Below are 13,091 nucleotides of genomic sequence, written 5' to 3'. Positions count from 1 at the left end.
TATACGAATAATTGTTTTGCTAATGTATTAGTTACTTAGAATCTGTAAAATGCACGGATTCAAAGGGAATGGTTTCTTTGAGCGACATTTTCAAAAATACATTGGCGGTGACCCAAACATCTCTGGAACAATATTCCCCAATTCGTTTTAAATCGTGGTCTTCGTAATAGACTTTTCCAACCATTGATCCATCGATGTCTGATTTTGAAGTTTCTAAATTGAAGCAAGCCGTTAATAATTCGAGGGAAACATAATTTTTCTGATCGCCAAATTTCCACATATCCAGCGTATCGAGCAGGTATTTTAACTCCCAGGGTTTTTTAGAAGAAATATTGAAGAGGGCCGGCAAGGCTATCCCATTTATCAAGGCACGACGACAGATGTAAGGAACATCAAATTCTTTGATATTGTGTCCGCAAATGAAATGTTTGTCTGGATTATTGAAATGACTTTGGACGATTTGGAAGAACTTTTCGAGGAGTTCAGCTTCGGCATCTCCACAAAGGGTTGTGATCCTCAACTGGCCTTTATGAAAAAAGCCTAAGCCGATGCAAACGATCTTTCCAAACTCAGCATAAATGGCCGCTTTATCATGATATAACTGATCCGGGGATTTTTCGGGCTCTTTTTCCTGAAAATACCGAATCTTTCTTTCGAACATAGATTGCCACTTAAAATCGAGGGATTCGTAGGCTTGATATTGACTTACGGTTTCAATATCAATAAATAATATATTAGATAGTTCCATAATGTTATCAATCAGGGTAAACCCTGAATTTTGCAATTCAGGAACTAAAAATAAGAATTTTTGCGTTAAAGCTGTTAATTTTACACTACAACAAAAACAATCAGACATGGCCAATTCCAATCAAAGTATTAAAGCCCTTGTAATTATCCTTTTAGTAGGCTTATTTGGCTTGAACGTTTACCAGTTTGTAAACAACTCCAATCTTCAAAAAGACAATGTTTCTAAAGAAAATGAGCTGGTACAATTGGAAGATGCTAAAGCTAAACTTGACAAGGAGTATCAACAAGCAGTGAGTGATCTCAATGACATGAAAACCAATAATGAAGAATTAAACAAAGTCATTGATGCGCAAAAAGAAGATCTCCGCATTCAAAAAGAAAAAGTATCTGGATTATTGAAAGACAGTAAGAACCTTGCAATTGCCCGCAAAGAAATGGAATCAATGCGTACCAAAACCCAAGAGTATATTACAGAAATCAATCGCCTGAAATCAGAAAATGCAAGCCTAAGTTCTTCCAATACTGCTTTGTTATCAGACAAAGAAAATCTTACCAAAGATTTACAAACCAAGTCTGCAGAAAATCAGCAATTAACTGAAGCTAAAACAACCTTAAGCAGTGAGAAAGAAAATCTTTCTAAAGAAAAAGATCAACTCAGTAGAAAAGTAAATCGTGCAACATCCATTCCTGTGCAAAAGATCAATGCAGATGCATATCAAAACCGGGAAGGTAAAAAACCAAAATCAGTATCCAGAGCTAATGAAGCTGATTTTGTAGAAGTTTGTTTTAAAACCACCGTTAATAAAAATGCAGAAGCCGGCAGTGAAAAATTTTATGTCCGCATCATCAATCCAACAGGAGAAACACAAGCAATTGAATCTGAAGGTTCCGGTGTAATTCGCAACGATTCAAATGGTGAGACCATTAAATATTCAACAGCTGTTATGGCACCTTATTCACATGATGAAAAAGAAATCTGTGCTAAATTTAAAAATCCAGGTGGATTCAGTGCAGGTGTATATCAGATTGAGGTTTTCAATAAAGGCTATTTGGCTGGTACTTCAACACTGAAATTAAAATAAAGGAAGCAGTTAAAGATTGAAATTTAGGCTCAAAGATTTTTGAGCCTTATTTAACCACGCTCTTATTGCTATGGATAACATCGTTTTTACGATTGGTACTTACGGGGTGAGTGCCCTTGAGTTGTTTTCAGTGATTGCAGGCATTTGGGCAGTTTATCTGGCAGCTGAAGAAAAAATACTTACCTGGCCCATCGGCATACTCAATATCGTCAGTGCTTTTTTTATATACTTCCACGTCCGTTTGTATTCGGATATGTTTTTACAAATTTATTTTTTTGGGATCGCCATCTATGGTTGGATTAATTGGAAAAATGAAAAGCGTGCACAGCTTCCTTTAAAATGGCTCACAACGATCCAACGAATTTACTTAGCCATATTGATAGCAATTTTTACAGCAGTACTTGGTTATTTTATGAGTCAGATTCATATCCACTTTCCTGCCACATTTCCAGAAGCTGCTGCCTATCCCTATGCGGATACCTGGGTTGCAGTAACCAGCATTGTAGCAAATACCCTAATGGCCAAACGAATTATTGAAAATTGGATTTTATGGATTGCTGTAGATATCTTATGCGTATATCTCTATTTGCAAAAAGGAATCGCCTTTGTGTCTTTTGAATTTTTCATTTTCCTGATCCTCGCTTGCTATGGCCTGTTTAAATGGAGAAGAATGAAGGAGAAGAAGGTCTAAAGTCTGTAAGCAAATTAGACTGTTAGGCTGTTAGGCTGGAGGGCTGAAGGGTAGACTATTAGACTGCTAGACTATTGGACTGTTAGGGAGGAGGGTTATTAGGTTTGTTGCGCATTTTTGAAACTGACTACTTATTACTAATTGCTGACTACTGAATTTGGGGCTGGAGGGCTTAGACTATTAGACTGCTAGACTATTGGACTGTTAGGGAGGAGGGTTATTAGGTTTGTTACGCTACTCCACTGACTCCTGACTCCTAACTGCTGACTACTGACTCTTGACTCCAGACTCCTGACTCCTAACTGCTGACTACTGATTTTTGCCTACCAATCAATCGGCATGTAATCTTTTAAAAATTTTCCACACCAATGTTTGCCGGTTAGAATTCCATCTATGAATGGATCACAGACCCGTGCAGCTCCATCAACGATATCCAGTGGGGGTTGAAAATCATGGACCTCGGATTTAAAGCGGGCAAGTTCAACAGGATCTTCATCAGTTACCCAGCCTGTGTCAACTGCATTCATAAAAATTCCATAATCTGCCAATTCTGCTGCTGCGGTGTGGGTCATCATATTGAGTGCAGCTTTGGCCATATTAGTATGTGGATGTCTTGCTGCTTTTGTAAAGCGGTAAAATTTTCCTTCCATGGCAGTTACATTGACGATATGCTTTTGTCCGGTATTGTCCCGTTTCATAAGTTGCAACAATTGATTGTTTAATACAAAGGGTGCAATGGCATTGACCAATTGTACTTCGATCATTTCGGCCGTTTCAATTTCGCCTAACTTCAATCTCCAACTATTTGTTTTACGGAGGTCGACTTGTTGCAAATCGGCATCCAATGCGCCACTGGGAAATAATTGCTGCGCATCAATCGTCTTGTCAATTTTATAAGGTATTTGAGACAATGCTGCTGAAGCACTGAGTCCGATTCCGGAATCATGTACATCCCAACTTACCGGCAGAGATTGCAAATCCTGATTGTCAACATGCAATTGGTTTAACTGTTGGATGACCCGATGATGATTTGCCAAAAGACTTTGTGCTGCAACTGGCAATTGTTCAAAGGGGATGGATTCATTTTCTAGAAGATGGCTGTAAAATCCGGGAGGACGTCTAACTGTTTGTGCTGCATTGTTGATTAATAAATCCAATCGGGAATATTGATTCAGGATATGCGAACAAAAAAGTTCGACACTGGGAATGTGACGCAAATCCAATCCATAGATGTGTAAGCGATCTTTCCAATCCACAAAATCGGATTCTTTAGAATATCGCAAAGCAGAGTCGACCGGAAAGCGAGTTGTTGCAATCACAGTAGCTCCTGAACGCAGTAATTTAAGAGTTGCCTGATAACCAATCTTCAATCGTGAACCAGTAATGAGTGCAACTTGTCCGCTGAGATCACAATGTTGAAATCGTTTAGCATAATTGTAATCACCGCAAGCCATGCACATGGCATCATAAAAATGATGAACTTCTGTATATTCTGCTTTACAGATATAACAATTGCGTGGACTGTTTAAAAATTGCCTGGCCTTCAATTGGGGATCGTGTTCCGGTAATTGCATTGGAGCTACAAACACTGAATCGGTTCGCGCTTTGCGAATTCCTGTGGATGCCATGCTTTTACGATTGTGCTCCTTAATTTTCTGGTTTTCGAGATTCTTAAGACCTTTCAATCGTTTCTTACGCTCCCGCCGGTCCGGTCTTGAGAATATGCCCGATGCTTTTCGCAATGCATCCAGTTGTGCTGCATTTATATGACCTATCTGATCACCATTTTCACACAAATAATGCATCAATTGGATGCACCGTTCAATGGCATCTTCTGATAGGAATTCATTCTTAGAGGGGTCCTGAGCCATAGCTAAATTTGACGCAAAAATAGGAAATCAGTTGGTAGTTGATAGCGGATTGTTGTTGCATGTTGGCCAATGATCTTATAGGATTGTGTAGAACAAGCATTTGTATTTAAATTGCACTTGAATAATTAGATTCTTGAATTGTTGGACATTCATGGAGCATCCGATAAAAATTAACTTTACAACAGCAAGGTGTTTTTGTCTTTCGACATTATCTAAAAGATGGTATGTATTCTTCCTTTATTCTTTTGTAAATTAGTTCCGTTTAAAAGCCCTTCTTATGTTTATCCGAATTCTCCTAAGTTTGTTTTCATCATTCATCCTGGAGCGATGGAGTTACATTAAGTCGGACTACAGATTGACTCGCTAAAACTTGCATCAGCATTCTAATTACAATTAAAATCAAATGGAACATTGTAACGTTGCAATATTGATTCAATTCATTAATCCCATTCTGATTTAAGAATAAGATCGGAAATAAACGAACGCACATTTCTTTAAAATAAAATTTTATATCATGGTTCACAATTAATCAAACATGCTCATTTAATTGATACTAATAATTATCTTAGAATTATCTTTAGATTGGAATGAAAGGAATTTTAATTGTTTGGTCGGCATTGCTAATTCAAGCGCTTCAGGCACAAGAGCGTAAGGGCGAATTTATCGCCTACCCCGCCCGACTTGGGATTTCTGAAAGTCTCAATTACCACGTATGTGAATCTTCTGACGGTTATTTATGGATTGGAACGGACAATGGACTCATTAAATTTGATGGAAAGCATTACCAGCGAATTCTCGCCGGATCTGCTTCCATTACAGATAACTATGTTGTTGATGTTGCCGAAGATATCAATAAGCTTATTTGGATTGCCGGATTTTGGAATGGCTGCAGCTATTTTAATACTAAAACACAGACATTCCGAAGGTTTCCAAAAATAGGCGATTCCGGAAGTGACATGCAACAGGTAAATAAAATTTTATGCCTGCCCAATGGACAAGTCTGGTTGGCTACTGGCAATATGGGACTAGCATTGTATAATAAAGCTATAGACAGTTTCGAGTTTTTTAAACCAAATGAGACTTTTAGAAATGGCTCTATGAACTCCAATAAATTTACCATACAAGATATGGTCCAGGATCCTACTGATTCTTCAATATTTTGGTTGATTCATGGCGATGAAATTTATAAATTTAATACGTGTAGCCACGACTTTACATACATTCCTATTCTAAATAGAGAAAAATTTCAAAAACTTTATTTTACCTCTATTGATCACAATGGCGATCATTTATTATGGCTGGGATCATGGAGTCAAGGAATGTTTAAATTTAATTTGAGCAGCTATGATATGGAACAAATCCAATACAGAACACCTGACGGTAAGCTGGAATTAGGAATGGTTGTTTTGGATGTATTACAAATAAATGATTCCATTGTTTGGTGGGCTTGTTCGTTGAGTGGATTATTTGAATACAACAATTCTACTAACTACTGTAAAAACATTTCGCCCCCATTACAAAATGAACAACTAGATTCACCTGCATTCAGCTATCAAGCAATTTCAAAAACTAAGAGTGGCAGCATTTATGTAGGATTATCTTCCTATTTACTCCACTGGAATTCTAAATTTAATCGGTTAAGTAATAAAATCATACTTGCACCAACACATTTACCACTGAACACTTATTTAAGTACCCTTGTAAGTGATCAAAATGAACACTATTATTATTTCGCATGTGCCGGCCCTGAAAGTTTGATCCGATTTAAAACTTCTGATCAGAGCCAACAAAATATTCCAGTACGTCATCCTGGCGCTGTAACTGGATTAAAAAATTTGCAATGGATGAACGCCAATCAATTGATTGCTCTTGGATTTGATGGGCTGCTGTATACGATGGCTTCAAGAGATTCTATTATGAGGCCACTTCAGATTAATAATAAACTCTTTGAATCCATTGGAGATATACTTGTAAATGCCAACCAAGTATTGTGGATACGTAAAAAAGCATCATTGTATCAGGTTCGCTTACCTGGTTTCCACATCATCGACAGTATTTCTTTGAATAATTTACCGGTTCCTGAAAAATATAAAAATTGGCCTTTATACTTCTATCAACTTGCGTCGGATCATTTGAGTCGCATTTGGTTAAGTACAAACCAAGGTCTATTTATGATCGATCCAAATAAGCTACCTCCTATCCAAATAGCAAAAGGAACACCCTTAGGAGCATGGATGCGCCATGATCTGATCCGGAGTTTTTTTATTGATCAAGATGAGACAGTTTGGATTGGCTATAATGGCGATGGTTTGCAACGAATGGATATAAATAATTTCAAAGAAGACAAGCGATTGAATTCAATCAACCTCCCATCTCAAACCATTAATGATATTTCAATGACTACCAAAGGTCAAATACTACTCGCAACAACTGCAGGATTAATTGAGATCAATCCGGACAGTTATAATTGGCAAGTCTATGGAGTTCAGGATGGTTTGGTAATAAACCACCTCGAGTCAGGACTCTTTGTAACTCCAGATGGAAAAGTATTTGTGCCTCAATTAAACTCGTATCATTTATTTCATGAGCATAAGCTAACTATTGATCATGAATACCTGAAAATAAATATTACGGAATTTAAAGTCAACGACAGTTCCCTGAATCTTTCTGGGTTTCTTAAAAATAATGCTGAAATAAAACTAAACTATAAAAAAAACAACTTGAGCATTAAGTTTGCTGCAATGCACAAAGAGTTTCCCTGGCGTACTCAATACAGTTATCGCCTTTTTGCGAAAGGCGACACGAGTTCATGGCATAGTATAGATGAACCCAACCTTCAATTCAGTGCTTTGCAAGCTGGTGACTATACCCTCCAATTAAAAGCTTTGGGTGCAGGCAATACCATCAGCTGGCCAAAACAAATTTTTATTTCTATCGCTCCTCCATTTTGGAAAACCTGGTGGTTTATTTCACTTCTAAATTGCTTTGCATTGTTGTTTTTATATGGACTGTATCGTATAAGAATTCAACAAATCAGAAAACCATTAGAAATCAGAACTTTGATTTCCCGCAATCTTCATGACGACATTGGATCTTCACTCAGCAATATTCAAATTTTAAACGAATTAGCCAGACGTAATTTAAACAATACTGAAAAAGCACGTTCTTTTCTCGACAAATCAAAAGAAGATTTACTGCGCATTAGTGAAGCCCTCAGCGATATTGTTTGGAATGTAAGTCCAAAATATGATGACCTCAATAATTTGTTCGTTCGAATGCGAAGGTATGCCGCAGATATCCTTGAAGGCAAACAAATTAATTATGAATTCCATTTTCCTGAACATGCTGTACAAATAAAACTACACATGGAGTTTCGCAGAGAGTTTTATTTAATATTTAAAGAAAGTCTCCATAATTTAGTCAAATACGCTAAGGCAAACAAAGTTATCATTGACTTAACAATTAAGGAGGGATTTATAGTATTAATAGTGACTGATGATGGAATCGGTTTTGATATAACCAGCAATCAATTAGGGCATGGGCTTGAAAACATGAAACACCGTGCATTAAAATGCCACGGGAATCTAGAAATAAAAACTGGATTAAATAAAGGAACAAGTATTATTTGTAAAATACCTATCCAATGAGTATTACACAAATGGGTAATCATTCAATTTCATTGAAACCCGTAATATTGCAGTCAAATGAGTAAGAAGCTTTCAATTTACGAGGATAATGAGCGTTTGCGTCAATCCTTGGAAATGATGTTGGCGGATTTAAGTGATTTTCAAATCCTTGAAAGCCACGGCCATTGCAATGACCTTCAATCTCAGCTGGGTCTGAACTGTCCGGATGCGGTCATTATGGATATCGATATGCCCGGAATGAACGGCATTGATGCCACACGTATGATTAAACACAGCTGCCCGCATGCACGAATCATGATGTTTACGGTATTTGATGACGACGATCGCATATTTGAAAGTATTTGCAATGGAGCAGATGGTTATATTTTAAAAAATACACCCCCATTGAAAATCATCCAAGCATTAGAAGAACTCATGGCTGGTGGGGCTCCAATGTCTCCTTTCATTGCCCAAAAAGTATTTCAACATTTTCGTAGCAACCCTGTTGTACCGGACTATAAATTGACAGAACGCGAACTGGAAATATTGAACCTCCTGGTCAAAGGCAATAGTTATAAAATGATTTCAGGAATCTGTTATATTTCACTGGATACTGTTAAAAAACATCTACAGAATATCTATTACAAACTTCAGGTAAGTTGCGGTACTGAAGCCGTGGCGAAAGCACTCAAAGAAAAAATCGTTCGATTTTAATCATAAGTACCTTTCAGATAACAAACTCTAAATTCCAATTCCGAAATATAGATTGGGGTGGCTCCCGTTTAAATTAGCTACTTCAGGTTTCAGAATCACACAAATGGGGAATTGACCTGCCTTTATTCCTACAATACTTTTGTCCTATTATTTAAAACAAAATAATTACGACATGAAATCATCACAATTTATTTTTAAAAGTAGCGCAAGATTCAATTGGATGCTTAAGCACTTATTTTATGGAGTTGCAAGCTGTTTGTTGTTATTAAATACAGCTTTCGCCCAAGAAAAAATACTAACTCCCTCCAAGAAAGTTAGGTCAGATGCTTCGCGAATCAAAGAAGTACTCCCAACAACCACTCGGAGAGACTGGATAGAAATTTATCCTAATGCCAATTTTCAAGGACAACCGGCCCGATATGCACAGAATATTAGTAATTATTCATATCCTGTTTCTTTTAATAAAAGATCCATATCAATAAAAATTGCACCAGGCTACATTGCTTACATACTCTTTAATGAAGACAATGCAACGGAAGGAATTTTTATTGGTGAACATGCTAATTTCGGATCAACGCATCCTTTGGATATTAAATCTATCAGAATTGTTGAAGGAACCTATGCATATGTAAACTTCAGTGGAATTTCAACTGAAATACATAATAACGATTGCAAGAGAGTCTTTGGTTCTGTTAAAGCCCGGATGTATGAGCGATTGCCTTCAGGTGAATTAGTACCTTGCCCACTCATAGAAAGAAATGGAATTCATTTCCCGTTAGATAATTCTAGTAGAAATCCACTTTACGACACGATTACCTTGTTTTCAAGACCCAATTCATTTCCTAGCCATTCAATATATGGTGGTACGAGTCAGAACTACGTATTTCAGTCTTTGGGTGTAAGAAGAAGAGTTGAAATTCGTGAAACGTATCGCTTAGAAAATGGAAGAGCAGCAGGATTTGCCTATTTGGTAAACCCTCAGGCACTCAGAGATAATCGAATTGTATTGGATCTTATTTCCGATTTAGGATCTCATCACAAATCAAATGACCTTGCACTCGATTATTCCTCTAATATCAAACTTCAAAGACCTGAAGTCAGTCGGATTGCTTTTCAGAATATGGCAACATTTCAAAGCTTCGGACCATTTCTAGGATTTGGAAATCCGGATAATAATTACGGCGCTGCATCCGGGGTCAGATTCAGTTTGTCAAAACCATTTACCGTCCATATTAATAAAGAAAGAACCCCACGTGCACTACGAGGATAACACACTACAAAATATTATTTTTAAAAAATTTATTTTACAAATACAAAATTTATCAACATGTTACTAAAATCACTCACAATTTGCCTAGGACTGGTGGCCTTCAACTTCAGTTTTTCTCAGAGCACGCCAAGTGCAAAATTTAAACCAATCAGTGAACCCTTACGTACTTATAAAAATACTATTGATCCAGCTGTAACAAATATTAGCTTCACGACACTTAAAAAAACTACTGGTGATAAACTCAGAATAACTGGTATAGTTAAAAATATTGGTGGCAAAAACTTTACCTCTGGAGAAAATCAACAATTTATACAACTATGGGAAATTCGCTCCGCAGTTGATAGGCATAAGTTAAAAGACCTTGCATTTACACGGTTAAATGCTGGGCAGGAACTAAAAATAAGCATTGAGTTGCCTGCAATCAAACCAGGAAAAGAATTTCCACCAGATTACCAAATTCTAATTGTTTATGATCCTGACATCTATATCGATGCTAACAAAAACAATGACGATGCGGTAAGTTCAAACAATAGCCTAACGAAAAATCCAAGACCATGAAAATGACAAAATTTAAATTCATTTTTATAACATGTATTCTGTTGATTCTAGATGGGTCAATAACTGCACAGGAAAACACGTCAAATAAGAGCAGTAAAATGACAAAAAAAACAGAACAACTGAATACTAAAACAAGTGAACTTAACAACCAGACACAACAATCGGCAGAAAATATAAAAAGTGCTGCAAAAAATATTAAATCCATTATATCTGTATTTGAACCTATTCTCAGTTTAAAGCTCAAAAAAATGATTACTGCAGAAAGACAGGAAAATACTTCAAATCCTCAGGATGCAATAGCTGAACAAACACAACAGGAGTCCGGTACAGCAACACCAGCAGCTACAGAACCCCAATCAGATGAAGTAGAAGTTCAAGGCTCTGTAACTTATTCAGAAGATCCCTTGTACAATGAAGATGGTTCTGCTAACCTTGGAAATCAAAATCATCAAGAATATGGCTGTTATATTGATATTATGACTGGTACCGTTATGGATGATGTCGATGTAGCAGGACAGACCGGACGTGTTGATCTTATTTTTACTGCAACGGATTATTATGGATCTGCTCCAATGTACGCCTTCCTAACTCCGGCTTATGTAAAAAATGATATATTTTCAAATTACTATTTCAGAGGTCCTGTTTATAAAGATGCTAATATCCCTGCGAGACAATGGGATGAAGTCAATGAAAGTGAAATTGCATTGACAAAATTAACTGCAATCCAATTTGATAAAATTAAAAACAACGATCAACTCCTTGCAGTTGTTAAAAATACACCTGGCTTCAAAGACAAATTTGAGAGCCGCACCAAAATTGAAGGAAAAGTATTTGCAATTAAAACTGAAATGGGCAACCGAACAACCTATGGACTGATGCATGTAGTAAATCACTACGGCACTACTGGCAAAAATGGCTATCTGAAAATAAAATTAAAAGTCACAGGTATAGACACAAATGGTGATGGCTTACCTGACATTCAACCCTATTTAAAATAAAACAAAAATGAAACCTATAATCCTAACGATCCTTGCTTCACTAATTTTAAGTGTGAGCAATTTAAGTTCCCAGCTAAATCCAAACATTTCAAAAATTGACCCAATAAAATCGAAGTCAATTCCTGCTCTCGATAAAAATGTAAATTTAGATGCAAGCTGGTATAATTTAGAAGGCAGCATGAGTCAAATCGATGCTCAAAATGGTGAAGTTTGGGCACTTGGCACAAAAATGGTTGGAAGACAAGGAGCTGAACGTATGAATTATGAAGTTTTTTATTTAAAAGGAAATCAAACATGGCAATTTATGAATGGCCATGGAGTAAAATTGACCGTAACAAGTCGTGGTGAACCCTGGTTGATCAATGCGAATCGCGAAATTTATAAAGGTGTTTTTACTCCTGAAAAAAATGGAATCAAAGCTTCAGTAGTTTGGCATAGAATGCCAGGTCTTGCTACAGATATCGATGCCTGTTATGATGGAATATTTATTCTAACTACAAACAAAATTCCAGGAACAAATGATTATTCCATTGCATTTTGGAATGAACGCGAATGGGTAACACAATCTGGCATGGGTGGGGTTAAAATTGCAGTTGATCCTCAATACCAACCCTGGGTAATTAATTCAAAGAATGAAGTATATCAACGAAAATCAAATGGTGAATGGAAACAACATTCTCAAAAAGCAGATTGTATTGATATTGATATTTTTGGAAATGTCTATATAGGCAATATGACCGAAGGTAAAAAACAATTTGGATATCCCGTTTCTGTATTAAACTTCAAAAAAGCAAATCCATTTTGGCAAAATATTGGGGGAGAAGTCATTTCAATTGCAACAGATGATCATAGAATCCTTGTATTAAATAATTACAATCAGGTCTTCACGCGTTATTATAAATCAAATGAACCTACATCGTCCAATGAAATATTGCTAGATAAAGAAGTCTTTTACAATTTATGTCCTAAAGGTTCTGGCAGTTTGGATTTTACTATCGCTCCAAAATTATTACTCCGTACAAAATGGATCCTGTCAAAAGATAGCAGCAGAGTTTTTTTGAGCATTTATGCCCAATTTTATCAACAGCAAGGTCCAGGGTTTTTAAATGCTTCCCGCCCTACAGCGCGATCTTCTGGCGAGTGGATTATGCCTGTTGGTAAACCAGCTGCATTTGGAACAAAATATACTGGTGCAGAGTTTTTAAATTATGATGCCATTTCATCAGAACTAATTGTTCAATTAAAAAATACGGGATTTAATGAAATAAACAACGGTTGCGACGGAAGAGAAGAAATCCTTGACTTAACCAATGAAGCTATTTATCGTGATTCAAAAGGCAGAACCAAAAGTGTCATTGATGAAATAAGGGTTATAGGAGATACCGGTGGAAACGATGTAAGCACTGATGATGATTGCAATTGCGACGCACGAATTTTAAGTTTGAGAATCAAACCATTTAAATTAAAAACACAAACAAGATAACAATATATTACTGAATGGGGTTTGTACGAATCAATCAATGAATCTTTCGGA

At 36.6% G+C, this 13,091-nt stretch carries 10 protein-coding genes; 8 read left to right on the top strand and 2 right to left on the bottom strand.

All coding sequences use genetic code 11. The features are described from left to right. Positions 1 to 31: 31 nt before the first annotated feature. Positions 32 to 748 carry a ribonuclease H-like domain-containing protein gene (locus tag IPJ80_10055; GenBank protein MBK7913827.1) on the bottom strand — a complete coding sequence of 239 codons (717 nt, stop codon included), beginning with the start codon at positions 746 to 748 and terminating at the stop codon, positions 32 to 34. Between the two features lie 106 nt (positions 749 to 854). On the opposite strand from IPJ80_10055, the gene IPJ80_10050 reads away from it, so the two are divergent. Next, positions 855 to 1,829, top strand: coding sequence for a hypothetical protein (locus IPJ80_10050; GenBank protein ID MBK7913826.1), 975 nt, complete (start codon positions 855 to 857; stop codon positions 1,827 to 1,829). Positions 1,830 to 1,899: 70 nt separating this feature from the next. Beyond that, a complete protein-coding gene (locus IPJ80_10045; protein MBK7913825.1) occupies positions 1,900 to 2,520 on the top strand; it encodes a nicotinamide mononucleotide transporter in 621 nt (206 codons plus the stop codon). 323 nt (positions 2,521 to 2,843) lie between these two features. Here the strand turns inward: IPJ80_10045 and IPJ80_10040 are convergent, their stop codons facing one another. Further along, positions 2,844 to 4,391: an SDR family oxidoreductase gene (locus IPJ80_10040; protein MBK7913824.1), complete on the bottom strand. Its 1,548-nt coding sequence runs from the start codon at positions 4,389 to 4,391 to the stop codon at positions 2,844 to 2,846. A 587-nt stretch (positions 4,392 to 4,978) separates the two neighbouring features. Here IPJ80_10040 and IPJ80_10035 point away from each other — a divergent pair. From IPJ80_10035 to IPJ80_10010, 6 genes are all read left to right on the top strand, one after another. Further along, positions 4,979 to 8,038: a hypothetical protein gene (locus IPJ80_10035; protein ID MBK7913823.1), complete on the top strand. Its 3,060-nt coding sequence runs from the start codon at positions 4,979 to 4,981 to the stop codon at positions 8,036 to 8,038. A 57-nt stretch (positions 8,039 to 8,095) separates the two neighbouring features. Further along, complete coding sequence (locus IPJ80_10030) at positions 8,096 to 8,731, top strand: response regulator transcription factor (protein ID MBK7913822.1); 636 nt, start codon at positions 8,096 to 8,098, stop codon at positions 8,729 to 8,731. Between the two features lie 172 nt (positions 8,732 to 8,903). Continuing rightward, positions 8,904 to 10,001 (top strand): hypothetical protein, encoded by a 1,098-nt coding sequence (locus IPJ80_10025; protein ID MBK7913821.1) that lies wholly within the window; start codon positions 8,904 to 8,906, stop codon positions 9,999 to 10,001. A 57-nt stretch (positions 10,002 to 10,058) separates the two neighbouring features. After that, positions 10,059 to 10,559, top strand: coding sequence for a hypothetical protein (locus IPJ80_10020; GenBank protein ID MBK7913820.1), 501 nt, complete (start codon positions 10,059 to 10,061; stop codon positions 10,557 to 10,559). A gap of 98 nt (positions 10,560 to 10,657) precedes the next feature. Beyond that, positions 10,658 to 11,557 carry a hypothetical protein gene (locus IPJ80_10015; protein ID MBK7913819.1) on the top strand — a complete coding sequence of 300 codons (900 nt, stop codon included), beginning with the start codon at positions 10,658 to 10,660 and terminating at the stop codon, positions 11,555 to 11,557. A 7-nt stretch (positions 11,558 to 11,564) separates the two neighbouring features. Further along, the gene (locus IPJ80_10010) at positions 11,565 to 13,040 is read left to right on the top strand and encodes a hypothetical protein (GenBank protein MBK7913818.1); all 1,476 of its coding nucleotides are present in this window, start codon (positions 11,565 to 11,567) and stop codon (positions 13,038 to 13,040) included. The last annotated feature ends 51 nt before the right edge of the window (positions 13,041 to 13,091 follow it).

The organism is Saprospiraceae bacterium, from assembly GCA_016714025.1.
Classification (GTDB): domain Bacteria; phylum Bacteroidota; class Bacteroidia; order Chitinophagales; family Saprospiraceae; genus Vicinibacter.
This window is presented reverse-complemented; position numbering and strand designations above follow the sequence as displayed.